Annotated in this window: 22 protein-coding genes; 14 read left to right on the top strand and 8 right to left on the bottom strand. The window is 64.0% G+C overall.

Features of this window, described 5'->3' with window-relative positions; genetic code table 11:
- Positions 1-9: 9 nt before the first annotated feature.
- From lspA to arfB, 5 genes are all read left to right on the top strand, one after another.
- Positions 10-504: a signal peptidase II gene (lspA, locus tag P6U29_RS06400; protein WP_407116822.1), complete on the top strand. Its 495-nt coding sequence runs from the start codon at positions 10-12 to the stop codon at positions 502-504.
- A gap of 96 nt (positions 505-600) precedes the next feature.
- Positions 601-1323, top strand: a complete 723-nt coding sequence (locus P6U29_RS06395; protein WP_407119257.1) for a hypothetical protein — start codon at positions 601-603, stop codon at positions 1321-1323.
- A gap of 200 nt (positions 1324-1523) precedes the next feature.
- Complete coding sequence (locus P6U29_RS06390; protein WP_407116821.1) at positions 1524-2918, top strand: M16 family metallopeptidase; 1395 nt, start codon at positions 1524-1526, stop codon at positions 2916-2918.
- On the top strand, positions 2915-4279 hold the full coding sequence (locus P6U29_RS06385; RefSeq protein ID WP_407116820.1) for a M16 family metallopeptidase: 1365 nt from the start codon (positions 2915-2917) through the stop codon (positions 4277-4279). Before P6U29_RS06390 ends, P6U29_RS06385 begins: the two co-directional genes overlap by 4 nt.
- Before the next feature lie 119 nt (positions 4280-4398).
- Positions 4399-4815 (top strand): alternative ribosome rescue aminoacyl-tRNA hydrolase ArfB, encoded by a 417-nt coding sequence (gene arfB / locus P6U29_RS06380; RefSeq protein WP_407116819.1) that lies wholly within the window; start codon positions 4399-4401, stop codon positions 4813-4815.
- Between the two features lie 62 nt (positions 4816-4877).
- Here the strand turns inward: arfB and P6U29_RS06375 are convergent, their stop codons facing one another.
- A complete protein-coding gene (locus tag P6U29_RS06375) occupies positions 4878-5183 on the bottom strand; it encodes a hypothetical protein (RefSeq protein WP_407116818.1) in 306 nt (101 codons plus the stop codon).
- 303 nt (positions 5184-5486) lie between these two features.
- On the opposite strand from P6U29_RS06375, the gene P6U29_RS06370 reads away from it, so the two are divergent.
- From P6U29_RS06370 to P6U29_RS06355, 4 genes are read left to right on the top strand one after another with little or no spacing between them, the layout of a single operon-like run.
- Entirely contained in the window at positions 5487-5873 is a 387-nt protein-coding gene (locus P6U29_RS06370; RefSeq protein WP_407119256.1) for a c-type cytochrome, read from the top strand.
- On the top strand, positions 5874-6269 hold the full coding sequence (locus tag P6U29_RS06365) for a VOC family protein (protein WP_407116817.1): 396 nt from the start codon (positions 5874-5876) through the stop codon (positions 6267-6269).
- A 45-nt stretch (positions 6270-6314) separates the two neighbouring features.
- Positions 6315-6863 carry a gluconate 2-dehydrogenase subunit 3 family protein gene (locus tag P6U29_RS06360; protein ID WP_407116816.1) on the top strand — a complete coding sequence of 183 codons (549 nt, stop codon included), beginning with the start codon at positions 6315-6317 and terminating at the stop codon, positions 6861-6863.
- Between the two features lie 27 nt (positions 6864-6890).
- Positions 6891-8459, top strand: a complete 1569-nt coding sequence (locus P6U29_RS06355; RefSeq protein ID WP_407116815.1) for a GMC family oxidoreductase — start codon at positions 6891-6893, stop codon at positions 8457-8459.
- 221 nt (positions 8460-8680) lie between these two features.
- Here the strand turns inward: P6U29_RS06355 and P6U29_RS06350 are convergent, their stop codons facing one another.
- The gene (locus tag P6U29_RS06350) at positions 8681-8998 is read right to left on the bottom strand and encodes a ribbon-helix-helix domain-containing protein (RefSeq protein WP_407116814.1); all 318 of its coding nucleotides are present in this window, start codon (positions 8996-8998) and stop codon (positions 8681-8683) included.
- A 239-nt stretch (positions 8999-9237) separates the two neighbouring features.
- Here P6U29_RS06350 and mutL point away from each other — a divergent pair, with 239 nt between their 5' ends.
- Positions 9238-11049 carry a DNA mismatch repair endonuclease MutL gene (mutL, locus tag P6U29_RS06345; RefSeq protein WP_407116813.1) on the top strand — a complete coding sequence of 604 codons (1812 nt, stop codon included), beginning with the start codon at positions 9238-9240 and terminating at the stop codon, positions 11047-11049.
- 125 nt (positions 11050-11174) lie between these two features.
- On the opposite strand, the gene rsmD is transcribed toward mutL, so the two are convergent.
- Positions 11175-11729 (bottom strand): 16S rRNA (guanine(966)-N(2))-methyltransferase RsmD, encoded by a 555-nt coding sequence (rsmD, locus tag P6U29_RS06340; protein WP_407116812.1) that lies wholly within the window; start codon positions 11727-11729, stop codon positions 11175-11177.
- Between the two features lies 1 nt (position 11730).
- Positions 11731-13692: a pseudouridine synthase gene (locus P6U29_RS06335; protein WP_407116811.1), complete on the bottom strand. Its 1962-nt coding sequence runs from the start codon at positions 13690-13692 to the stop codon at positions 11731-11733.
- Between the two features lie 119 nt (positions 13693-13811).
- Between P6U29_RS06335 and tadA the strand changes: the two genes are divergently transcribed.
- A complete protein-coding gene (tadA, locus tag P6U29_RS06330) occupies positions 13812-14270 on the top strand; it encodes a tRNA adenosine(34) deaminase TadA (RefSeq protein ID WP_407116810.1) in 459 nt (152 codons plus the stop codon).
- Between the two features lie 103 nt (positions 14271-14373).
- Here tadA and P6U29_RS06325 read toward each other — a convergent pair whose 3' ends face one another.
- Together P6U29_RS06325 and purD are read right to left on the bottom strand one after the other, a co-directional pair.
- Positions 14374-15276 carry an alpha/beta fold hydrolase gene (locus P6U29_RS06325; RefSeq protein ID WP_407116809.1) on the bottom strand — a complete coding sequence of 301 codons (903 nt, stop codon included), beginning with the start codon at positions 15274-15276 and terminating at the stop codon, positions 14374-14376.
- 206 nt (positions 15277-15482) lie between these two features.
- Positions 15483-16766, bottom strand: coding sequence for a phosphoribosylamine--glycine ligase (gene purD, locus P6U29_RS06320; RefSeq protein WP_407116808.1), 1284 nt, complete (start codon positions 16764-16766; stop codon positions 15483-15485).
- A 396-nt stretch (positions 16767-17162) separates the two neighbouring features.
- On the opposite strand from purD, the gene P6U29_RS06315 reads away from it, so the two are divergent.
- Entirely contained in the window at positions 17163-18062 is a 900-nt protein-coding gene (locus P6U29_RS06315) for a hypothetical protein (protein WP_407116807.1), read from the top strand.
- Between the two features lie 412 nt (positions 18063-18474).
- Here the strand turns inward: P6U29_RS06315 and istB are convergent, their stop codons facing one another.
- The gene (gene istB, locus P6U29_RS06310; protein ID WP_407112755.1) at positions 18475-19218 is read right to left on the bottom strand and encodes an IS21-like element helper ATPase IstB; all 744 of its coding nucleotides are present in this window, start codon (positions 19216-19218) and stop codon (positions 18475-18477) included.
- A gap of 11 nt (positions 19219-19229) precedes the next feature.
- Entirely contained in the window at positions 19230-20768 is a 1539-nt protein-coding gene (istA, locus tag P6U29_RS06305) for an IS21 family transposase (RefSeq protein ID WP_407119246.1), read from the bottom strand.
- 375 nt (positions 20769-21143) lie between these two features.
- Here istA and P6U29_RS06300 point away from each other — a divergent pair, with 375 nt between their 5' ends.
- On the top strand, positions 21144-22373 hold the full coding sequence (locus P6U29_RS06300; RefSeq protein WP_407116806.1) for a hypothetical protein: 1230 nt from the start codon (positions 21144-21146) through the stop codon (positions 22371-22373).
- A gap of 387 nt (positions 22374-22760) precedes the next feature.
- A complete protein-coding gene (locus P6U29_RS06295) occupies positions 22761-23738 on the top strand; it encodes an AAA family ATPase (protein ID WP_407116805.1) in 978 nt (325 codons plus the stop codon).
- The last annotated feature ends 15 nt before the right edge of the window (positions 23739-23753 follow it).

The raw sequence follows: 23753 nt of genomic DNA, 5'->3' as shown, positions 1-23753 counted from the left end.
CGGTCGGCCATGCCCCCGCTCCGCGCCGGCATCCTCTCGGCCGTGGTCACGCTCGTGGCCGACCAGGCCTCGAAGCTCTGGCTCTTGAACGTATTCGACCTCGCCCATCGCGGCGCGGTGCGGGTGACGCCGTTCTTCGACCTAGTGCTGGCCTGGAATATCGGCATCAGCTTCGGCTGGCTCCAGAACGACAGCCAGGCAGCGCAGCTCGCGCTGATGGCCGTCAAAGGTATCGCGGTGGTCGCGCTGGCGATCTGGATGGCCCGCTCGCACACTGTGCTCGCGACCGTCGCGCTCGGCCTGATCATCGGCGGCGCCATCGGCAATGGCATCGACCGCCTGGCCTATGGCGCGGTGGTGGATTTCGCCTTGTTCCACATCGAGATCGCCGGAAATACCTATAATTGGTATGTGTTTAACCTTGCGGACGTGGCCATCGTTGCTGGGGTGGCAGCGCTATTGTATGATTCCTTCCTGGGGGTACCCGCCGCAAAAGCGCCCTGATCCCGGCCGATACGGACCGGCAGGTGGAACCCTGCTTTTGCGTGGGTTAGAGCCGCTTGCGAGCGGCAATCTGCCACGAATGGAACAGGTAAAGTGATGCGCAGCGCGATGACAAGCGGTTCGATGATGCGAGATCCCCGGTGGGGCTTCTGGCGGGCATTGAAATTGTCCGCTGTCGCACTCGGCATCGGTCTCGTCATGTCGACCGGCGCGGCCCGCGCCGGTGACGACGACGAGGAAGACGATATGACCTTCGAAGAGAGGCTTATCGACAATCTGATGTCCGGCCTCGGCGCCAAGAGCATGGAGAAGAAGGGCATCGAATACCGCGAGCGCTCGCCGCTGGTCGTGCCGCCCAACCTCGACCTGCCGCCGCCTGCGACCGAAGCCAAGGCTGCGCCGAATTGGCCGAAGGATCCCGACGAGAAGCGCCGCAAGGAGGCCATCGCCGCGCGCAAGAAGGCCACCAAAGCAACGGAGAACTGGCAGGCCGCCCAGCCCCTCACGCCCGCCGAGATGAAGGCCGGCCAGGTCGCCGCAGCGCCCCGGACAAGCAATGACCCGATCCAGCCGGGTACCAATGGCAATCCGTCACTCAGCCCCGCCGAACTCGGTTACTCCGGTGGTCTGTGGAATATGATGAAGGGTGGCAACGCCACCGAAGAGAAGAAATTCGTCAGCGAGCCGCCGCGCCAGTCGCTGGTCGAGCCGCCGCCGGGCTACCAGACGCCGTCGCCGAACTATGCCTATGGTGCTGGACCGGACAAGTCGCGGCGGATGTATTACGATATCATGTCCGGCAAGGAGAAGGAACAATAGCGTTCCTTCCTGCGCGACATTCTGACCGACGCGAATCGAGGGTCGGCGGCTTATGTCCGCCCGACGCCATTCAAGATTGCCTATCAGTAACTTGCCTACGCGTTGAGTTCTCTGCTTCGTGACGCGAAGCCTCAGCCGCACGGTGTACCATGCCGTGCCTTCCGAGCCGGAGATCCGGGCTCGACCTTTCACCAGGGATCATGATGTCCTCTTATCGATCGGCTGCCTGCCTTCTTGCCGCGCTGCTTTCGACGAGTGTCCTCTCGGCCGGCGCCGCCCTTGCTCAGACCACGGTCACATCGGCCCCACCCGCCAGCTTCACGCTCGGTAACGGCATGCAGGTCGTGGTGATCCCGGATCACCGCACCCCCGTGGTCACCGAGATGATCTGGTACAAGGTCGGCTCGGCCGACGAGACCCCAGGCAAGTCCGGCCTCGCCCATTTCCTCGAGCACCTGATGTTCAAGGGAACCTCGAAGCATCCCGTCGGCGAATTCTCCCAGACTGTGCTTCGCGTCGGCGGCAACGAGAACGCCTCGACCTCGGTCGATTATACCAACTACTACCAGCGCGTGCCGAAAGAGCAGCTGCCGACCATGATGGAGTTCGAGGCCGATCGCATGACCGGTCTCGTCCTCAAGGACGAGAACGTGCTCCCCGAACGCGACGTGGTGCTCGAAGAGTACAATATGCGCGTCGCCAACAATCCGGACGCGCGGCTCAACGAGCAGATCATGGCGGCGCTCTACCTCAATCATCCCTATGGCCGGCCGGTGATCGGCTGGCACCAGGAGATCGAGAAGCTCGATCGCGAGGATGCGCTCGCCTTCTATCGTCGCTTCTATGCGCCGAACAACGCGATCCTGGTGATCGCCGGCGACGTCGACGCCGCCGAAATCCGCCCGCTGGTCGAGCGCAATTTCGGCTCCATTCCCGCCCAGCCCGCGATCCCGGCGCGACGTGTCCGTCCGCAGGAGCCGGAGCCCGCCGCCCCGCGCACCGTCACGCTGGCCGACCCGCGCGTCGAGCAGCCGAGCATGCGGCGCTACTATCTGGTGCCCTCGGCGACCACGGCCGCGGCCGGCGAGAGCGCGGCCCTCGACGTGCTGGCGCAGCTGATGGGCAGCGGCAGCAATTCCTATCTCTACCGCGCCCTCGTCGTTGACAAGCCGCTCGCGGTCTCCGCCAGCGCCAGCTATTCGAGCATCTCGCTCGACCCGACCCAATTCGCGATCTCGGCTGCGCCGAAACCCGGCGTCAGCTTCGCAGAAGTGGAGCAGGCGGTCGACGGCGTCATCGCCAACGTCGCGCAGAACCCGATCCGCGCCGAGGATCTGGAACGGGTCAAGACCCAGCTCATTGCCGAGGCGATCTATGCCCAGGACAACCAGGCCGTGCTGGCGCGCTGGTATGGCGGCGCGCTGACCACGGGCCTGTCGATCGAGGACATCAGGAGCTGGCCCGATCGCATCCGCGCCGTCACCGCCGAGCAGGTCCGCGCCGCTGCGCAGAAATGGCTCGAGAAGAAGCGTTCCGTGACGGGCTATCTGATCAAGGACACCGCCACCGCCAAGCGCGAGGAGAAGCGTTCGTGACCTATTCCTTCCTTCGACGCGTTGCATTGTCCGTTGCCACCGGCGCGGCACTCGCGCTCTCTGCCGTCTCGCCGTCGCAGGCGGCGGCAAAAATCCAGCACCTGATCTCGCCGGGCGGCATCGAGGCGTGGTTCGTGCAGGACGCGACCGTGCCGCTGATCGCGATGGAATATTCCTTCGTCGGCGGCTCGTCGCAGGATCCCAAGGACAAATCCGGCGTCGCCAATCTGGTCGGCGACCTCCTCGACGAAGGCTCCGGTGATCTCGATTCCAAGACGTTCCACGAACGGCTCGACCGCCGCGCCATCGAGCTCTCCTTCAGCGCCACGCGCGATACGTTTCGCGGCAGCCTGCGCATGCTGCGCGACAACAAGGACGAGGCCTTCGACCTGCTCAGGATGGCGCTGACCTCGCCGCATTTCGACAGTGCCGACGTCGAGCGTATCCGTTCGCAAGTCATCTCGGGCCTGCGCCGCGAGACCACCAATCCGACCTCGCTGGCGAGCCGTAAGTTCCTCGAGGTCGCCTTCGGCGATCATCCCTACAGCCGGCAGAGCAACGGCAATCTCGACAGCGTGCCGACCATCACGGTCGCCGACATGAAGGATTATGTCGGCCGCGTTCTCGCCAAGGATGGGCTCAAGATCGCGGTGGTCGGCGACGTCGATCCGGCGACCCTGGGCAAGCTGCTCGACCACACTTTCGGTAGCCTGCCCGCAAAGGGCAATCTGACGCCAGTCCCCGACGTCGAGGCTGCAAAGCCGCCGCAACGCGCCTTCGTGCCGCTCGACGTGCCGCAGACCGTGATCACCTTCGGCGGCCCCGGCGTGAAGCGCAGCGACCCGAACTTCATGGCGGCCTATGTCGTGAACCACATCCTCGGCGGCGGCGGCTTGTCTTCCCGGCTCTATCGCGAGGTGCGCGAGAAGCGCGGCCTCGCCTATTCCGTGTTCGAATCCCTGCTCTGGATGGAGCATTCGGCGGTCTTCATCGGCAATACCGGCACCCGCGCCGACCGCGCCGGCGACACCATCGACGCCATCGAGAAGGAGGTGCGCCGCATTGCCGAGGACGGCCCGACGCAGAAGGAGCTGGACGAGGCCAAATCCTACCTCAAGGGCTCGCAGATGTTGGCGCTCGACACCTCGTCCAAGCTGGCGCAGGCGTTGCTGCAATATCAGCAGGACAAGCTGCCGATCGACTATATCGAGAAGCGCAATGCCATCGTTGACGCGGTGACGCTGGACGATGCCAAGGCGGCCGCCAAGCGGCTCTGGGGCCAGGGCCTGCTGACCGTCGTCGTCGGCCGCGCCCCGCAGGCCGCCGCACAGCCGGCGGCGACGGCGCCGAAGTCGAACTGACCTCCTCTCCATACGCTTCCTGAAATGGCCGGGCTCGCCCGGCCATTTGCGTTTCACGGCAGCGCCATTGCTGAGGACCGACGTCCGCGGTATGTCCGGACATCACGAATGGTGCCATCATGCTGCGGATATCCCGCGATCTCGTTATTGACGAGGACGACATCGAGATCGGCTTTGTCCGCGCCTCCGGCCCGGGCGGGCAGAACGTCAACAAGGTCGCGACTTCCGCGCAGCTGCGCTTCGACACGCGCAAGCTGACCTTACCCGAGGATGCCGCGCTACGCCTCGCCCGCATCGCCGGCCAGCGCATGACCAAGGACGGCGTCATCGTGATCCACGCCCAGCGCTTCCGTACCCAGGAGCGCAACCGCCAGGACGCCATCGACCGCCTCGTCGAGATCCTCAAGGAGGCCATGGTGCGGCCGACGCCGCGGCGCGCGACGCGTCCGACCTTCGCCTCCAAGCAGCGCCGGCTCGAAGGCAAGAAGCGCCGCAGCGACATCAAGGCCGGACGCGGCGGCCGCTTCGACGACTGACTGGCGCGGCAAGAAACTCCGGCCGCAACGCGACCGGAGTTCTGCCGGTTGACCCGGCGAGACTAGTAACGCTTCGACGGAGCTGCGCCGCCTGTCGCGGCATCGTCGGCCGTTCCCTTGTGCGCAGCGCTACCCGTGGTACCGGCCGTGCCCCTGGTGCTCTTGGTTGACTTCATACCGGTCTTCTCGCCCGCGGCGCCCGGCTGAGCATTCATCTCCTCATCGCCGCTGCCCATCGTGCTGCCTTGCATGGGTTTGCTTTGCACAGTACCGCCTGTCTTGGCAGGTGGCGCGCCTTGCGCGAGAACAGGCGTCGCAACGAGAGCCGACAGAGCGCATGCGATCATCGAGGTCTTCACCAACTTCATCCATTTCTCCTGGATTTTTTCGCAATGAATGGCTCGGCGGCTCCTAGCGCCGCTCGTCTGCACCGGACCATTGCATCGCGTAGAGAGTTCAAGCGGCGCGACCGTCATGCAATGCGCATCGTGTGGTGAACGTTTAGGGATTTGACGGCGCTTTCGCGGAATTGTGCTCCGCATATAAGGCAGCGCGGAACGCCACACGCCGCAAGCATCGACGCGCGCAACGACACAGCCCGCTACTACCACCGCATGTTCGGCCGCGCTTAGTGTTTGCGCACGTTGACGAAAAGGGGCGGATTCTTGGCGATGCGCGTGGTCGTGCTGGGATTGTGCACCGCGATGGTGCTGTTGGTCAGGGTTGCCGATGCGCAGATGCCGTTGCCGGCCGCAAAGCCACCGGACGGTGCCACACTGTTCAAGCAACAATGCGCGGTGTGTCACACCTTGAGCCTGTCGGAGCCGATGCGGCAAGGCCCGCCCCTGGTCAAGGTCGTCGGCCGGCCCGCCGGCAAGATCGAGGGCTTCCACTATTCGGACGGACTCGCCAAGGCTGATTTCAGCTGGGACGAGACCCGGCTCGATGCGTGGCTGGCCAATCCGCAAGCCGTCATTCCCGGCGTGGTCATGGCCTACCGGCAGGCCAAGCCGGAGACGCGCGCCGCCATCATCGCCTACCTCAAGGAGCAGAACTGAATGGCCAAGCCCGTCCACTCCATGATCCGCGTGCGCGATGAGGCGCGCTCACTCGACTTCTACAGGCGCGCTTTCGGCCTGGAGGTCGCCGACCACCTGAAATTCGCGGATTTCGCCCTGATCTATCTGCGTCACCCCTCCTCACCTTTCGAGGTGGAGCTGACGGTGAATTTCGATCGCAAGGAGCCGTACGCACTCGGCGACGGCTACGGCCATCTCGCCGTGGTGGTCGAGGATCTCGATGCCGAGCATGCCCGCTTCGAGCGCGAGAAGCTCGCACCGGGCCCCCTGCGCGATTTCAAGCACGATGGCGAGACGCTGGCGCGCTTCTTCTTCGTCAGCGATCCCGACGGCTACAAGATCGAGGTGATCCAGCGAGGCGGACGCTTCGGCTGATCAAATCACAAAAAACCAAATCGCAAAAATCCACGGAGGAATGCCATGAGAGAAGTCGATCGTCGAAGCAAACACAGCCGCCGCGTCTTTCTCAAGGGCGCGGCGACCGCCGTGCCGGTCGTCGCTGTCGCGACCAGCGTCACCGTGAGCATCGAGGATGCCTGGGCGGATGATGCCACCACGCTCTCGCCCGCGACGATGAAGACGCTGCTGAAGGTCGCGCGCGACATCTATCCGCACGATGTGCTCGGCGACAGCTATTACGTCACCGCGATCAAGCCCTGGGACGGCAAGGCGGCGAAGGATCCCGCCATCAAATCGCTGATCAGCGACGGCATTGCGCGGCTCGATCAGAACGCGCGCGACCGCCACAAGGTGCCTTATGTCGAAGTGCCCTGGGAAACTGACCGCGTCGTGCTGCTGAAGGAGATCGAGCAAAGCGACTTCTTCCAGAAGGTGCGTGGCGACCTCGTCGTCTCGCTCTACAACCAGAAAGAGGTCTGGCCGCGGTTCGGCTACGAGGGCTCCTCCGCCGAGCATGGCGGCTACATCAACCGTGGCTTCGCCGACATCGACTGGCTGCCGAAGGCTTAACGCACCCAACGGTTCAGGAGAACGCATATGGCCAAATTCGATCTGAACGACTCCAGCGTTGTGGTGATCGTCGGTTCCGGCGCCGGCGGCGGCACGCTGGGCAACGAGCTCGCGCAAAAGGGTGTCAAGGTGGTCATTCTCGAAGCAGGTCCCCGCATCGAGAACCACGACTTCATCAACGACGAGTGGGAGAGCTTTTCCCAGCTCGCCTGGTCGGACGCGCGCACCACGTCGGGGACGTGGCGCGTCGCCAAGGACTTTCCCAATCTTCCCGCCTGGATTGTCAAGGCAGTCGGCGGCTCCACGGTGCATTGGGCCGGTGCCTCGCTGCGCTTCGACGAGCACGAGTTCAGGGTGAAGAGCACCTACGGCAGCATTCCCGGCGCCAACCTTTTGGACTGGCCGATCACGCTTGCCGAGATGGAGCCATGGTACGCCAAGGCCGAGAACAAGATGGGCGTGACCCGCACCAACGGCATTCCCGGGCTTCCCGGCAACAACAACTTCAAGGTGCTGGAGGCCGGCGCAAAGAAGCTCGGCTACAAGACCGTACACACCGGCAACATGGCGATCAACAGCCAGCCGCGCGACGGACGCGGCTCCTGCCAGCAGATCGGCTTCTGCTTCCAGGGCTGCAAGTCGGGCGCGAAATGGTCGACGCTCTACACCGAGATCCCCAAGGGCGAAGCGACCGGCAATCTCGAAGTGCGGCCGAGCAGCATGGCGATCAAGATCGAGCATGACGCCAGCGGCAAGGTGACCGGCGTCGTCTATGCCGACGAGAGCGGCGCCATGCAGCGTCAGAAGGCGCGCATCGTTGCGGTCGCCGGCAATTCGATCGAGAGCCCTCGGCTCCTGCTCAACAGCGCCTCGACCATGTTCCCGGACGGTCTCGCCAATTCATCGGGACAGGTCGGCCGCAACTACATGCGCCACATGACCGGCAGCGTGTATGCCGTGTTCGAGAAGTCGGTGCACATGTATCGCGGCACCACCATGGCCGGCATCATCCGCGATGAAGCCGCCAACAATCCGAAGCGCGGCTTCGTCGGCGGCTACGAGATGGAGACGCTGTCGATCGGCCTGCCGTTCATGGCGGCATTCCTCAATCCCGGTGCCTGGGGACGCTCGTTCACGTCGGCGCTCGACGGTTATCCGAGGATGGCCGGCATGTGGCTGGTCGGCGAGGACATGCCACAGGAGACCAATCGCATCACGCTCGACCCCGTCGTGAAGGACAAGTTCGGCCAGCCGGTCGCGAGCGTGCATTTCGATGATCATCCCAATGACGTCGCGATGCGCGCGCATGCCTACAAACAGGGCGCTGCGGTCTACGACGCCGTCGGCGCCACCGTGACCTATCCGACCCCGCCCTATCCGAGCACGCACAATCTCGGCACCAACAGGATGAGCGAGAAGCCGCGCGACGGCGTCGTCAACAAGTTCGGGCAGAGCCACGACATCAAGAACCTGTTCGTCTCCGACGGCAGCCAGTTCACCAGCGGCGCGGCCTGCAATCCGACGCTGACCATCGTGGCGCTGGCGATCCGGCAGGCGGATTACATTGCGGGGGCAATGCAGAAGAAGGAGATTTGAGGATAGATAGGTAGCTCTCTATCCCGTCATTGCGGGCGAAGCGAAGCAATCCAGAAATGCCTGTGCGGAAAGACTCTGGATTGCTTCGTCGCAAGGGCTCCCCGCAATGACGCCGAGGGAGTCTTGTAGCCCGGATGGAGCGGCAGCGTAATCCAGGGCCGCTGTCAGTGTGGCCCGAATCCCGGATTGCGCATCCGGGCTAGGCGTTTTTTTCGGAGCGGTTACTCGGCCGCGTCGAGAATGGGCGCAACGGTTGCTTTGAACTCCTGCACCGGCGCCATGCTCTTGGATCGATAGATCAAACACGAGCAGCGCAACAGCGAAGCAAAATTGTTGACCTCGCCGTGATGGTCGAGCACCTCATTGTAGAGCGTGGTCAGGAACTTGCCGAGGCTCATGCCCTCCTTGGCCGCAATCTCCTCCAGCGTGTCCCAGAACGCCATTTCCAGCCGAATCGACGTGCAGTGCCCGCCGATCCTTAAAGAGCGGGTCTGGGATTCGTAGTCGCGTTGGGGCTGGTGCGCGAAGAGATGGCACATGGCGTCCTCCCGTCCTGTTGCCATTTTTTCACGATGCTACACCGCGGCTCGGCACCCCACAATCACGACGGTGGCTGGAAGTCGCTTCATCCGGACTGCGCGATTTTCTCGAACGCCCAATGTCTTCAATGTGATAGGCATCCCTCTTCCCCAGGGCGCCACGCGGCTGTTGCCCAACGCATGCTTTTGACGCAACACGGCCTAGAATAGCGCCGTCAGCGAATCCAAGTCAGAGCCTCATGCCCGTCCGCCAATTGCCAGAACAGGTCATCAACCGCATCGCCGCCGGCGAGGTGGTGGAGCGTCCGGCGAGCGTGGTGAAGGAACTCGTCGAGAATGCCATCGATGCCGGCGCGAGCCGGATCGACGTCTTCACCGATGGCGGCGGGCGGCGGCGGATCGGTATCACCGACGATGGCAGCGGCATGACCGCGAAGGACCTCGCGCTCGCCGTGGAGCGCCACGCGACGTCCAAGCTCGACGACGAGGACCTGCTGCAGATCCGGACCCTCGGCTTCCGTGGCGAGGCCCTGCCCTCGATCGGCTCGGTGGCGCGCCTCACCATCACCACGCGGCATGCGAGCGAGCCGCATGCGTGGGCGCTGTCGGTCGAGGGCGGCGAGAAGTCCGAGATCATGCCGGCTGCGCTCGCGCACGGCACCCGCGTCGAGGTTGGTGACCTCTTCTATGCGACACCGGCGCGGCTGAAATTTTTGAAGACCGATCGCACCGAGGCAGAAGCCATTCGCGAGGTCGTGCGGCGCTTGGCGATGGCGCGACCCGACATCGCCTTCACGCTCGCGGGCGAAGAGCGCGCGCCGGTGACCTGGGCTGCCGCCCTGCCCGGCGCCGCCGGGCGGCTGACGCGGCTCGGCGATATACTCGGCGCGGAATTCCGCAGCCACGCCATCGAGGTCCATGCCGAGCGCGAGGGCGTGGTCGTCGCCGGCTATGCCGCGGCTCCCGCGCTGACCAAGGCCAACGCTCTCGGCCAGTATCTCTTCGTCAACGGCCGACCAGTGCGCGACAAGCTGATCCTGGGGGCCGTGCGCGCGGCCTATTCCGACTATCTGCCGCGCGACCGCCATCCGGTGCTGGCGCTGTTCGTCACGCTCGATCCGCGCGAGGTCGACGCCAACGTGCATCCGGCCAAGACCGAGGTGCGCTTCCGCAACGCCGGCCTCGTCCGCGCCCTGATCGTGCACGGATTGAAGGAAGCACTCGCACGCGAGGGTCGGCGCACGGCGGCCAACAGCGGCGAGAGCGCGCTGTCCTCGTTCCGGCCCGCGTTCACGCCACCACGCCCGGCCAGCTGGGACTGGCGCGCCTCGCCATCCGCTCCCGTCGCGCCGATGCCTTTCGAAGGTTCGGCCGCGCCCGCGTTCACCGAGCGCGCGCAGGCTGTGTTCGACGTCGGCGCGCCCAGCGCGGACGTGCGGATCGAGACGCAGCCGGTGGCCGACCTCGTCGACCGACCGCTCGGCGCGGCGCGCACCCAGATCCACGAGACCTATATCGTCTCGCAGACCCGGGACGGCCTGATCATCGTCGACCAGCACGCCGCGCATGAGCGCATCGTCTACGAGCGCCTCAAGGCCTCGCTCGCTGCAAACGGCGTGCAGCGGCAGATCCTGTTGATCCCCGAGATCGTCGAGATGGACGAGGCGACTGTCGAGCGCCTGCTCGAACGCAGCGAGGAGCTTGCCTCGTTCGGCCTTGCCATCGAATCCTTCGGCCCCGGCGCGGTTGCGGTGCGCGAGACGCCATCGCTGCTCGGCAAGACCAATGCGGGCGGCCTTTTGCGCGATCTCTCCGAGCACATGGCCGAGTGGGACGAGGCGCTGCCGCTGGAGCGCCGCCTGATGCACGTCGCCGCCACCATGGCCTGCCACGGCTCGGTGCGCGCCGGCCGCAGGCTGCGGCCGGAAGAGATGAATGCCCTGCTTCGCGAGATGGAAGAGACGCCGAATTCCGGCCAGTGCAATCACGGCCGCCCGACCTATGTCGAGCTGAAGTTGAGCGATGTGGAGAAGCTGTTCGGGCGGAGGTGATCCGACGTTCTCGTAGGGGTGGGCAAAGACGCAACGCGCCGTGCCCACCATCTTTCCACGATTGCGTTAGAAGTGGTGGGCACGGCGCGCGAAGAGCGCGCCTTTGCTCGCCCTACGCAGCGATGCTACGGCCTCCTCAAGAACACGAACTCCGTATCATCGTAACCCCGCCGCTCCAATTCTTCAAAACCCTCCGGCGTCACGAACTGCGCGGCCTTGGCCTCCTCCACCACAAGCAGCGCACCCGGCGTCAGCCAGCCGCCATCGCGCAGACTAGCGAGCGCCTTCTCCGCAAAGCCCTTGCCATAGGGCGGATCGAGGAACACCAGCGAGAACGGCTCGACCGGATGCGCGGGGCCGAGATCGGTGGCATCGCGGCGGTAGACCTTGGTGACGCCGCCGAGGCCGAGTGCCTCGACATTGTTACGCAGCAGCGCGCGCGCCTCCGCGCCGTTGTCGACGAACAGCGTGAACCTGGCGCCGCGCGAGGCCGCCTCGATGCCGAGCGCCCCGGTGCCGGCGAAGAGATCGAGCACGCGCGCGTCCTCGATCGGATCGTCATAGGCGTGCACGAGGATGTTGAACACGGACTCGCGCAGGCGGTCCGCCGTGGGGCGGATATCGCGCGAGGACGGTGAGGCGAGATTGCGCCCCTTCAGACGACCGCCGACGACGCGCAAGCTAGTCCTCCCGCGGCGTCAGATCGCGCTTGCCGTGATAGCCGCGCTTGGGACGGCGTGGCGGGCCGTAGCCGTTCGCTTCCATCTCGTTGCGCTCGCGCGCCTCCTCGCTGCCGGTGCGCTGCACCAGCACGCGGCGGCCTTTGCGGTCGCTGATGACGGCGCGCTTGCTGGCGGGCTTGTTCTCGCGCGGCGCATCAACGCCGCCCGCAGAGGATTTCTGCGGCACGTCGAACTGCGCGCCCGATTTCTCGATCACCTTCTCGCCGAGCTGCTCGCGCAGCACGCGCGAGCGGATCTCCTCGACCTGACCCTCGGGAATCTCGCCGAGCTGGAACGGGCCGTAGGAGACGCGAATCAGCCGGTTCACCTCCAGGCCGAGATGGGCGCAGACATTGCGCACCTCGCGGTTCTTGCCTTCGCGGATCGCGAACACCAGCCAGACATTGGCGCCCTGGTCGCGCTCCAGCGTCGCCTCGATCGGACCGTATTTGACGCCCTCGACCTCGATGCCGTTCTTGAGCGCGTCGAGCTGCGCCTGGGTGACGTCGCCATGGGCGCGGACGCGGTAGCGGCGCAGCCAGCCGGTGTCGGGCAACTCGAGCGTGCGCGCGAGGCCGCCGTCATTGGTGAGCAAGAGCAGGCCTTCGGTGTTGAAGTCGAGCCGGCCGACGCTGATCAGCCGCGGCAGGCCTTCGGGCAGGTTGTCGAACACGGTCGGACGCCCCTCGGGGTCGTCATGCGTCGTCATCAGCCCGCGCGGCTTGTGATAGAGGAACAACCGCGTGCGCTCGCGCTCCGGCAACGGCTTGCCGTCGACCATGACGACGTCGTTCCGGGTGACGTCGAGCGCCGGCGAGTTGATCACCCTTCCGTTGACAGTGACACGGCCCTGCGTGACCATTTCCTCGGCGTCGCGGCGCGAGGCAAGGCCCGCGCGCGCCAATACCTTGGCGATGCGCTCGCCGGCCTTCTTCGGCTTCGGCGTGTCATCGCGGCGCGGCCGGCCCTCGAAATCACGATCGCGCTCGCGATAGGCGCCGCGGCCGCCGAAGGCCGGGCGCTTCTCGAAAATCCTGCTGTCGTCTTCATTGTCGCGGCGCGGACGATCGCGGAAACGGCCTTCGCTGCGCGGATGCTCCTGCCAGTCCATGCGGCCTTCCGGCCGCTTCTCGCGCGAGCGGTTGAAGCGCGGACGATCGTCACCGGAACGCTCCTCGCGCGGGCGCGAGAAACGCGGGCGATCATCACCCTCGTCCCGGCGCCGGGAGAAACGCGGACGGTCGTCGCCACGGCCACCTTCGCGCCGATCGTCGCGCTGACGCCAAGGCTTCTCGTCGCTGCGATCGCGGCCGCCGAAATCCTTGTCGAAGGACTTGCCAAAATTCTTGCGAGGCCGGTCACCACGCGGTCCCGCCTCGCGCTTCTGCCACGGCTTGGAATCGCCGCGCTCGCCGCGATCGCGCGGACGATCGCCAAAGCTGCGCTTGCGGTCGCCGCCCTCGAAGTCGCGCTTGCGATCTTTCCCCTCGAAGTCGCGGCCGCGGCCAAAATCCTGGCGCGGCCGATCCGAACCGCCACGCGAGAACTTGCGGTCCTCGAAGCGCCGCTCACCTCGCTCGCCACGTGGCGCGCGCTCGTCACGGTCGAAATTCGGGCGATCGCCGCGCGGCTTGAACGGACGGTCGCCATGCGGCTTGAAGCTGCGCTCCTCGCCGCCGCGGTCGTCGCGCTTGAAGCGCGGACGGTCACTGAAGTCGCGACGCGGGGCATCGCCCTCATCGCGACGACGGAACGGGCGGCTGTCGCGGTCGCCGCGGGGCGGGCGGCTGTCGCGAGCGCCCTTGCCTTCGAATCCGCGCTTGGCGAATTTCTTCTCGGGGCCGCGCGGCTTGCCGCTGCGGCCTTTGGCCGGGCCTCGCCGGCCGCGGGAATCGTTGTCTTTGTCGCTGTCGCGAGGCATGAATGATCTCACTTAGGGGTAGCGCGATGAGCATTGTGCGCGCTCGTTCCGAGCCGCATGCTCAGGCAAAATCGGTATCCACTCTTGCTGAAGGCGGAGCTAGTAGCAGGTTTCTGGCGATGATACGAGGCATGAAAGCCCCTTCTTTCATGGATTTGGCGCTTCTGGCGGCCGAAAATGCCGGAAAGTCGGGCGAAGTTCCGATCGGATGCGTGGTGGTCCGCAATTCCGAGGTCGTCGCCACCGGCGCCAACCGAACGCTGACCGACCATGATCCGACCGCCCATGCCGAGATCATCGCGCTGCGCGAGGCGGCGAGAAAGATCGGCAGCGAGCGCCTCGTCGATTGCGACCTCTACGTGACGCTGGAGCCCTGCACCATGTGTGCGGGCGCGATCTCGTTTGCAAGGGTCCGCCGGCTCTATTACGGCGCCGCCGACCCCAAGGGCGGCGCGGTCGAGTCCGGCGTGCGGTTCTTTGCCTCGCCGACCTGCCACCATGCGCCGGATGTCTATTCCGGCGTCGGCGAGAGCGAGGCGGCGCGGCTGCTCAAGGAGTTCTTCCGGGAGCGGCGGTAGATGAGAGTCGCGTAGCCCGGATGGAGCGAAGCGCAATCCGGGACAGTATCACTGCGAGAGAGAATCCCGGATGTCGCTTCGGTCCATCCGGGCTACAAGATCGTCAAGCCAAGAAGAACTCGCGCAACGCGCTCGCGGTCACCTCCGGATTCTCCTCCGTCAGGAAGTGTCCCGAATCCACCGGCATGCCATCGACGTTCGTCGCCCATTGCTTCCATGTGTCCAGCGGCGTGGCGGCGGCTTGCGCGACGCCGGCATTGCCCCACAGCGCCAGCATCGGGATCGTGATCTTCTTGCCGGCCTCGAAATCGGCCTTGTCGAGGTCATAGTCGAAATAGGCGCCGGCGCGGTAGTCTTCGCACATCGCGTGCACCCGGGCGGGATCGCGGAACGGGGCGATGTAATGTTCGAGCGCGCGCGGATCGATGGCCTCCAACGTCCTCGACTTGGTCTGGCTCGCCATCTTGAAGCGCAGGAAGAATTCCCCATTGCTCGAAATCAGCGTCTCCGGCAGCGGATAGGGCTGCGCCAGGAAGGTCCAGTGGTAGATCTTCAGCGCATAGGCGCGGTTCATCCGCTCCCAGTAATTATAGGTCGGCAGGATATCGAGCACGGCGAGCTTCGACAGCCGGCCGGGATGGTCGAGCGCGAGGCGATAGGAGACGCGGCCGCCGCGGTCGTGACCGGCGAGCGCGAAGTGCACATGGCCGAGGCGCTCCATCGCCTCGACCATGGCTTTCGCCATCGCGCGCTTGCTGTAGGGGATGTGCAGCGCATCGCTCGCGGGCATGTCGGACCAGCCGTAGCCCGGCAGATCGGCGATGATCAGCGTGAAGTGCTCGGCAAGCTCAGGCGCCACCTGGTGCCACATCACATGCGTCTCGGAGAAGCCGTGCAGCAGCAGCAGCGGCGGGCCCTTGCCGCCGACGCGGGCGAAGATGCGGCCGAAGGAGGTATCGATCCATTCGGCGGCAAAGCCCGGATAGAGGTCGGCGAGATCGGACATCTTCTTGCATCCTTATGGTCAGTCCCGGAGCCAGTCCGACAGACAAAAATGTCGAAAACAACCCCATGCACAGTAGCGGTATTATATGCGGGGCCACTAACCCCAACAGCTGATTGTATATTTCTGGCGTGTCGATGTGGCGGCGCGGTGGCGCAAATGTCGAGATTCCGGATCGGCGCGCTTGGCGCGCCGTCCGGAATAACTCATCAAGTCTTGGCCTTTTCCGCATCGACCGCCTGCCAGCCGATGTCGCGGCGGCAGAAGCCTTCCGGCCAGTCGATGCGGTCGACGGCCTGGTAGGCGCGGGCCTGCGCTTCCGTCACGGTCGCCCCTAACGCGCAGACATTGAGCACGCGGCCGCCATTGGCGAGGATGGCGCCGTCCTTCGCGACCGTGCCGGCGTGGAAGATCTCGACGCTCTCGACCCTGGCGGCCTCCTCCAAGCCCTGGATGCGCGTGCCCTTCTGGTAATCGCCGGGATAGCCCTTCGCGGCCATCACCACGGTGAGCGCGGATTCGGGGTACCAGCGCAGATCGAAATGCTTCAGCTGCCCATCACAGGCCGCCAGCAAAGCCGGAACGATGTCCGACATCATGCGCAACATCAGCACCTGGCACTCGGGATCGCCGAAGCGGACGTTGAACTCGAACAGCTTCGGCCCCTGTGTCGTCAGCATGATGCCGGCATAGAGCACGCCGCGGAACGGCGTGCCGCGCTGCTTCATGCCTGATACCGTCGGCAGGATGATCTTGGCCATGATCGCGTCATGGATCGCGGGCGTGACCAGCGGCGTCGGCGAATAGGCGCCCATGCCGCCGGTGTTCGGACCGACGTCGTGGTCGAACACGCGCTTGTGGTCCTGGGCGGAGGCCAGCGGAATGGCGGTCTCGCCGTCGCAGAGCGCGAAGAAGCTGATTTCGCGGCCGGGCAGAAACTCCTCGATCACGACCTCGGCACCGGCCTCGCCAAAGGCGCCCTCGAACATCATGGCGATGGCGTCCTCGGCCTCGCGCAAGGTCTTGGCGACGACGACGCCCTTGCCGGCGGCAAGGCCGTCGGCCTTGATCACGATCGGCGCACCCTGGCTCTGCACATAGGCGCGCGCCTCATCGGCGTTGGTGAATCGCTCATAGGCGCCGGTCGGAATCCCGAATTCGGTGCAGAGCGCTTTGGTAAAGCCCTTGGAGCTTTCGAGCTGGGCGGCGAGCTTGCTCGGGCCGAACGCCTTGATGCCCGCGGCGGCGAGATCGTCGACGATGCCGGCCGCCAGCGGCGTCTCCGGCCCGACCACCACGAGCTCGACCGCATTCGTCTTGCAGAACTCGATCACGGCGGCATGGTCGGCAACATCGAGCGCCACGCATTCCGCCTCCTTCGCGATGCCGGCATTGCCGGGCGCGCACCAGAATTTGGTCACCAGGGGAGAGGCTGCGATCTTCCACGCCAGGGCATGTTCGCGGCCGCCGGAACCGAGCAGGAGAATGTGCATCGAAGGCTCGAAATGAGGGGTTTTGCTGGCCGCGGAGGTCGCACGAATCGGGGTGGGGCTCAAGGGGGCTAAAATGTGCGCGCGAACTCATCAGCGGCGAGATTTGCATACGCTTCGAAGCGCCTAAAAAGCTGCCTTCAGATGCTGCTTCTATCCCCCAAAGTTTGCGCTGAGGAACTCCTCAGTACGCAAATGCCTACACATCACATTGGTACAATAGGCTTATCTATTTGACTCATATTGCATTTTTGAGAAACAGATACACATCAGCGCAACCGCACGCGCGTTACGGAATCCCTGCGATTCCGTTTTGCATGACTCGGCACATGCGCGAATCATCGGATATCCTTTCGAGGCCAGCCCCAAGGGCGATGGATTCTGTTTGCACGGGTCTGAATGGCAACGATTGTTGAAGGGCTTCAGCAAGCGGCATTGGACCGCAACGCTCCAGTGAGCGACTTGCTGCGCAGAGTGAAGTTTGTTGCCGCGAAGCTCGGTTTGGGGCGCGTAGAGGATTGGGTGGAGCAAGAGTTAAACGGCTATCAGACAACTCCCCCTGATTACCGTCGAGTGCGTGGGAGACCCATCGGAAGAAATCCTGTCCGGGGTTGGATACCGATAGCCGGAAATACCGAGCCTCTTTCATCCGCCCCGGCCTTTGAACCCGTGTCGGCCCTAGAAGCTCTGGTCGTCGCCTCCGCCAAAGGAAACGGCTCTCTCCACATGCCTTATCCCCGCGACATTCAGGCGCTGCTCGACCGCGAAAATCGAGTGCGCGGCTGGAGCTATGCTCTTGAGGTTTCGCCAAGCGAATTCACTCGGATTTTGGATCGCGTGCGGACGCTGGTCCTAGACTGGGCTCTAAATCTTGAGAGGGCAGGGATCATGGGGACCGAGGACAATTTTGACCGTGACGAAAAGGAGAAAGCGCAAGCGGCGGCCACAACGATCAACATCGGACACATTGGCTCACTTGTTGGCAACTTGGGTCACGGGAATGTGTCAGGTGACATCACCGTAAGCGGGCTCAACACTCAGCAGATAAGTTCAATTCTCCCCCAATTGCGGGCGCACCGAGAAGAGCTAGTTGCGGCCGGTGCTCATGGTCCTACTTTGGATGACCGGCTCAACGCGCTGGAGCAGGCACTCGCCAATCCCCAGTCTGATCATAGCTTCTTAAGAGGCCTACTCACGGACCTGCGCAACTGCCTGAGTGGGGCAGCGGGCTCGTTGGTCGCTAGCGGAGCACTCAACATTTTGAATGCGATGCTTGGGACCGGTGTGCCTGCACCTTAGCAAAGGCTTCCTTTGACTTAAGTACCTTCAGCAAGAGTAACATCATGGCTTCTAATGATAATCGAGAACAGGTTCCGGGGCCACTGGAGGTGCAAATCCCTGGGCCGTTAGAGGTGCAGATTCCCGGCCTCGAAGTACCTTTCGCCGTTAATGTGCTGATTCCGATGATCTCGCCCGGGTGTACCGATTTGATCTCGCCCAGGATTCCGAGATGATCTCGCCCACCATTCCGATTTGATGTCGCCCGGGGCGCGAGGCGTTCTGGCTGTCTGGTTTCTGGCATCGGCGAAGCCGCGTGGTCAATCTTGAATCGCGGCTCGACGGGTTGGTTTTTCTGTTGCTCCTGCTGTGGGCATGTGGGCGACGCTCTTGCGTTGTCCAAGCGTAGCGGCATGTCCACAGCGCCACAGGCTCAAGCCTTTCGGTCGGGTTTGCGGGTTCGCCGCATGCTTTCGCCGTTGAGATCGATCCGGTGGGCGTTATGGACCAGGCGGTCGAGGACGGCGTCGGCGTAGGTGGGATCGCCGATCAGCGCGTGCCATTGATCGACCGGGAGCTGGCTGGTGACGATGGTGGAGCGGCGGCCGTAGCGGTCCTCGAGGATCTCCAGGAGGTCGTGGCGGGCGGCGGCGTCGAGCGGCTCGAGGCCCCAGTCGTCGAAGATGAGGAGATCGACGCGGCCAAGCGCGCGCAGCAGGCGGGAGTGGCGGCCGTCGCCGCGCGCCAAAGCGAGATCGGTGAACAGCCGCGGGACGCGCTGGTAGAGCACGGAGCGATTGTCACGGCAGGCCTTGTTGCCGAGCGCTGAGGCGAGCCAGCTCTTACCGACGCCGGAGGGCCCGCAGATCAGCAGGTTAGCGTGGTCATCGATCCAGCGGCCTTCGACCAGCTTCGTCAGCAGGCTGCGGTCGAGGCCGCGTGGAGTGCGGTAGTCGATGTCTTCGACGCAGGCCTCCTGGCGCAGCTTGGCGTATTGCAGCCGCTTCGACAGCCGCTTGTCGCGTCGTAATGACGCTTCGCGTTCGAGCAGCAGCGCAAGCCATTCGGCGTGGCCGAGGCTTGCGGCCTCGCCGCCGGCTTCGATGTCGGCGAAGGCCTTGGCCATGCCATGCAGGCCGAGCGCGTAGAGTTGATCGAGGGTCGGATGCGTGAGCAAGATGTGATCTCCTAATTGTAGTAGCGCGGCCCGCGGATGTTGGGATGAAGGATCGGCGCGTCGTCCGCGGAGCGCTTGGGTGAAGGACGCCGATCGAGATTGTTGGCAAGGATCGATTTGACCGAGCCGTACGTGCGCGCGCCAATATCGATCGCCCGCATGGCGGCGGCATCGAGCCGCTCGTGCCCGTAGGATCGGGCGAGCCGGATGATGCCGAGACAGGCGCGGAAGCCCTGTTCCGGATGCGCCCGCTCGTCGAGGATCAGGTCGCACAGCGCCGCGGTGGCCGGCCCGATCGAGGCGGCGTCCTTACGGATGCGCTCGATGGTCCAGCCAGCGTAGCGCCGATGACTGGAGGCCATATGCTCCGGCACGGTCGTGTGCTTGTGGTTGCCGCTCATGCGCTGATGCGCGGCGATCCGCTCACCCTTGTGGAAGATCTCGACGGTGCGAGCCGTGAAGCGCACCTCCACCTCGGCGCGGACGAAGCGATGCGGAACGCTGTAATAATGCGCCTCGACCTCGACGTGATAATCGATGCTGACCCGGCAGATCCGCCACTCGGCGAACTCGTAAGGGTTCTCCGGCAGGGCCTTCAGCGCTGGCCGGTCGATCTCCTCCAGCAGCTTGCGGCGGGTGACACCGAGCCGCCTAATCGGTCGCTCCTCGTTGAGCCGGATCATCAACTCGGCGATCGCCGCGTTGACGTCGGCGAGGCTGTGGAAGGTGCGGTGGCGCAGCCGCCCGAGCAGCCAGCGTTCGACCATCAGGACCGCCTGCTCGACCTTGGCCTTGTCCCGCGGCCGTCGCGGCCTGGCCGGCAGAATGGCGGTGCCGTAATGCGCCGCCATGTCGGCATAGCTGCGATTGATCCTGGGATCGTAGAGACAGGCTTTGATCACAGCGACTTTGGTGTTGTCCGGCACCAGCAGCGCCGGTACGCCGCCGATCGCCTCGAAGGCGCCGACGTGGCCGCTGATCCAATCGGCGAGCCCCTGCGTCCAGGTCGCCTGCGCGTAGGTGAAGCTCGATGCGCCGAGCACCGCGACGAAAATCTGCGCACTGCGCCGCTCGCCGGTGCGCCGGTCGATCACCACCGGGACGCCGTCGCCGGCATAGTCAACGAACAGCTTGTCGCCGGCCGCATGCGACTGGCGCATCGTCACCGACAGCCGGCCTTCCCAGGCGCGGTAGAGCTCGCAGAAACGCGAATAGCGATACCCGCCGGGCTCGCCCGCGATGTACTCCTCCCACAGGATCGACAGCGTCACGTGCTTGCGCCGGAGCTCGCGGTGCACCGCCGCCCAGTCCGGCTCGGCCTGCCGGCGATGGCCCCGCCGGGTGCCGGGACCGGCTCCCGCGCTGGCGAACAGCCGGGCTTCCAGCACAGCGTCGGTGATGGCGTCGGGCAATGGCCAGGTCAGCCCCGCCGCCTCGAACCGGTGGATCGTCAACCGCACCGTCGAAGGGGCTGTCCCCACCCGCCGCGCAATCTCGCGGGTCGGCATCCCGGCCGACTTCAATCTGATCACATCGCGCACATGGCGCATCGCAAACCTCTCCGTCGGCATCCAGGTCCCCCTTCGCAAAGCCGAAAGGCGGACCGTATCGGAGCCAGAAGAGGCCTCGTCACCCCGGGCGACATCATCCCGGAATGGTGGGCGAGATCATCTCGGAATGGCGGGCGAGATCAAATCGGAACGGTGGGCGAGATCATTCCGGAATGGTGGGCGACATCGAGCGGAATCAGCATTAATGCTTCCGGTCCAGATTCCGCCCTCGACACCGCCGAGAAACGGCAGGAGTGGCTACGAACGCGGCCCGCCGACGCGGCTATTGTGTTGATTGGTCGCGCGGCGTTGAGGGCCGTGCCTACATTCACCCTCGCGTCCGGTCCGACTGGAAGTCGAGTGACGAGGCGCAGAATGCTTTTGCGCGTCTTTCGAGCCGTCGCCACCGCGTGGAGCGTGTCGGCATTCCCTGGAAGCAATGACGTGCTGAGGTACTCGGCCCGCAGAGCCCTTGGGGGGCTCGGAAATGTTCAGTTGCCTCCGGCGGAGCGCGCTGCTGCATATGCCTTGGCAGCTATCGTGGCGCCAAGCAATGAGACGCCGGCTCGGGCGACAACCGCGCTTGAGTACGCACTGGATGCCGCTGGCGCGCAAGGACGAGCAGCCTTTGAGCAGACCCTTGAGGTCATCCGGACCGACGCAGCGTTGCTGGATGAGAGATTCAGCCCGGTGACACTCGCCAATTCAAAATTGTGGCCGGGTGAGCCGCCGGACTGGCAACAGGAGCTTTGGGAGGAATTGAAGCACCGGCTCCTCGCCGAGAATGAAGGCTGGGAAGTCTGGACCCTTTGGTACGAGGCTCGGCTTTCCGGAGAGCACTCCTCGGATCAGATTGAACTCCGTTGGGCGGCCCTCCCTGACGATGCGTGGGAGCACGAACTCGGAACGGTCAACAGAGCGCTTGAGGCGCTAACGGTAACCCACGAAGACACATCCGAACTGGACTCTCTTGAGCGCACCGACACGCAGCCGAACCAACCAGGACGACTGCAAGGTGTTGAGGCAGTTGGGCAGGTGGGAACCATCGTCGGTCAGGTCAGCATAACAGCTACTGCTGAGGTTATTCCCGACCCTGCAATTGAAGCGGTGGTTTCACGTATCAAGAGCGACCCCCAAACGTTCGAGGATATCGCACGTTTTGCGGCTCGTTCCATCGAGACGGAATTGAAGGAGCTAGCGACAAAGATCCCCAACGAGCCTGCTGCGCTCGCGGGCTATGAAGAGGTGCGGGCCGTTCTCCAGAGGCTTCAAACCGGATTTGAGGAACTCGCTGTAGCGGTTCACGACTCCACTGAGCTGGCGGACCCGGTCGAGCAGACCAGCCTGTTGAGAAGGGCGGTCCGAGTTGCGCGTTCGATGAGCGAAGGTTTTGTTGGCTGGCTAGATGACAACGGAAGCAAGGCGGGGAGGGTGATAGCCGAACTCGGGCTCGCCGGCGTTATCGCGGGCACCCTCAGCTATTTCGTCGGTATCCCCCCGTTGGTCTCGTTTTCGGTCACGGCAGCCGCACTGAAGGGGAAGAGCATCTGGGACGCCATCGTTCTCTTTGCGCCTCAGAAGAAGGGTGGCGATAAGGGGGATTGAGGCGAATACAAAAGCGCAATACAAAGAGATCGCAAAATCGATAGGTTTTTCAACGCTGAAGCGGGACATTGACTGTACCCATTCAACTGCAACCTCGGCTTCACTTAGGCGCGGCGAACGGCGCCACTACCTGCAACAGCGGCTTCCGAAGCATCTGAGCGCACTGGCGCTCTCCAACACGTGCAATGCCGGCCGTGTGACACGCTTTCCACAGCAGTCATTTTGGACGAGGTTGTAGCGAGCGAATAAGCTATCAAGTGACGATTAAGGAACGAGCGTGCTATCGGCTCGTCGCAGATGGAAAGCCCGAAACGGAAAGCGCGGCCTATGGCTCGTTCTGATCTCTTAATATCGCTTGTTCGAGCGGCCACAAGCGGTGACCGGACAATGCTGCGCACCACAGTGGAGACTCTAGCTGCCGAAGAGCGTGCGCAGCAGCACGATGCTTTGGCGGACCGGCTCACTAGAGCCCTCAATTCGCAGGTCTTGCACTCAAGTTACGGAAGCCAAAAAGCCCAGCCGGGACGAGAGCTGATTAGCGAAGTGAAGCCACGCAAGAAGCTCTCTGATTTGGTGCTGTCACCGGAAGTCGAGCAACAGTGCGCGGAGCTTATCGAAGAGCAGTTTCGCGCCGATCTGTTGAGAAGTCATGGTCTAGAACCCCGCCACCGCGTTCTCCTCTCTGGACCGCCAGGGAACGGAAAGACCGCTCTTGCCGAAGCTCTCGCCGAAGCTCTCGCACTGCCTTTCTACTCTGTTCGCTACGACGCCCTAATTGCGAGCTATTTGGGAGAAACTGCCCAGCGGCTGGCACGCCTCTTCGATTACATACGGACCATCCCCTGTGTGGTGTTGTTTGACGAGTTTGATGCGATAGGAAAGGAGCGCGGTGATGAGCATGAGACAGGCGAGATAAAGAGAGTAGTGTCGAACTTTCTATTGCAGGTTGACGCGCTTCCAAGCTACGTAGTTATCGTAGCGGCTACCAACCATCCTGAACTCCTTGATAGGGCAGCTTGGAGACGATTTCAGCTGCGGCTTACGATGCCTGCCCCGACGGCAGAAGAACTGGCCAAGTACTTTGACAAGACCTTCCATGCAGCGGACATGGAGGTGGATGTAAAGAAGCTGGTGCGGAGTATTGGCCTTGTAAGCTACGCGGAAGCAACGGATTTTGTTTTAGATGTACAACGCAAAAATATTCTCGGCCTCGGGCAGCTCACTCCAAAGAGCCTGATCGAAGAGAAAGTAAGACTTTGGTCAAAGCGCGTAGGGGGTGCGCCGGATGCCAAGAGACCAAGACAAACCACTGCTAAAGTTCGATCCGCCGGAAAACGTCCAAAGAACACGCGGCGCAGCACCTAGAATTCCTCAGCCCGT

It is taken from the genome of Bradyrhizobium sp. LMG 9283 (genome assembly GCF_045571415.1).
Classification (GTDB): domain Bacteria; phylum Pseudomonadota; class Alphaproteobacteria; order Rhizobiales; family Xanthobacteraceae; genus Bradyrhizobium.
The sequence above is the reverse complement of the archived record's forward strand: the minus strand, read 5'-3'. Positions and strand labels throughout refer to the sequence as shown.

What these genes read in the sequence shown, in the direction of transcription:
- P6U29_RS06360 (WP_407116816.1), top strand. Translation starts at nt 6,315, where the DNA reads ATGAGAGAAGTCGATCGTCGAAGCAAACACAGCCGCCGCGTCTTTCTC.
- P6U29_RS06325 (WP_407116809.1), bottom strand. Translation starts at nt 15,276, where the DNA reads ATGTCCGATCTCGCCGACCTCTATCCGGGCTTTGCCGCCGAATGGATC.
- P6U29_RS06350 (WP_407116814.1), bottom strand. Translation starts at nt 8,998, where the DNA reads ATGTGCCATCTCTTCGCGCACCAGCCCCAACGCGACTACGAATCCCAG.
- P6U29_RS06365 (WP_407116817.1), top strand. Translation starts at nt 5,874, where the DNA reads ATGGCCAAGCCCGTCCACTCCATGATCCGCGTGCGCGATGAGGCGCGC.
- P6U29_RS06295 (WP_407116805.1), top strand. Translation starts at nt 22,761, where the DNA reads ATGCTGCGCACCACAGTGGAGACTCTAGCTGCCGAAGAGCGTGCGCAG.
- arfB (WP_407116819.1), top strand. Translation starts at nt 4,399, where the DNA reads ATGCTGCGGATATCCCGCGATCTCGTTATTGACGAGGACGACATCGAG.
- P6U29_RS06395 (WP_407119257.1), top strand. Translation starts at nt 601, where the DNA reads ATGCGCAGCGCGATGACAAGCGGTTCGATGATGCGAGATCCCCGGTGG.
- P6U29_RS06315 (WP_407116807.1), top strand. Translation starts at nt 17,163, where the DNA reads ATGGCAACGATTGTTGAAGGGCTTCAGCAAGCGGCATTGGACCGCAAC.
- P6U29_RS06300 (WP_407116806.1), top strand. Translation starts at nt 21,144, where the DNA reads ATGCTTTTGCGCGTCTTTCGAGCCGTCGCCACCGCGTGGAGCGTGTCG.
- mutL (WP_407116813.1), top strand. Translation starts at nt 9,238, where the DNA reads ATGCCCGTCCGCCAATTGCCAGAACAGGTCATCAACCGCATCGCCGCC.
- P6U29_RS06375 (WP_407116818.1), bottom strand. Translation starts at nt 5,183, where the DNA reads ATGAAGTTGGTGAAGACCTCGATGATCGCATGCGCTCTGTCGGCTCTC.
- purD (WP_407116808.1), bottom strand. Translation starts at nt 16,766, where the DNA reads ATGCACATTCTCCTGCTCGGTTCCGGCGGCCGCGAACATGCCCTGGCG.
- tadA (WP_407116810.1), top strand. Translation starts at nt 13,812, where the DNA reads ATGATACGAGGCATGAAAGCCCCTTCTTTCATGGATTTGGCGCTTCTG.
- P6U29_RS06390 (WP_407116821.1), top strand. Translation starts at nt 1,524, where the DNA reads ATGATGTCCTCTTATCGATCGGCTGCCTGCCTTCTTGCCGCGCTGCTT.
- P6U29_RS06335 (WP_407116811.1), bottom strand. Translation starts at nt 13,692, where the DNA reads ATGCCTCGCGACAGCGACAAAGACAACGATTCCCGCGGCCGGCGAGGC.
- P6U29_RS06370 (WP_407119256.1), top strand. Translation starts at nt 5,487, where the DNA reads ATGCGCGTGGTCGTGCTGGGATTGTGCACCGCGATGGTGCTGTTGGTC.
- istA (WP_407119246.1), bottom strand. Translation starts at nt 20,768, where the DNA reads ATGCGCCATGTGCGCGATGTGATCAGATTGAAGTCGGCCGGGATGCCG.
- lspA (WP_407116822.1), top strand. Translation starts at nt 10, where the DNA reads ATGCCCCCGCTCCGCGCCGGCATCCTCTCGGCCGTGGTCACGCTCGTG.
- P6U29_RS06355 (WP_407116815.1), top strand. Translation starts at nt 6,891, where the DNA reads ATGGCCAAATTCGATCTGAACGACTCCAGCGTTGTGGTGATCGTCGGT.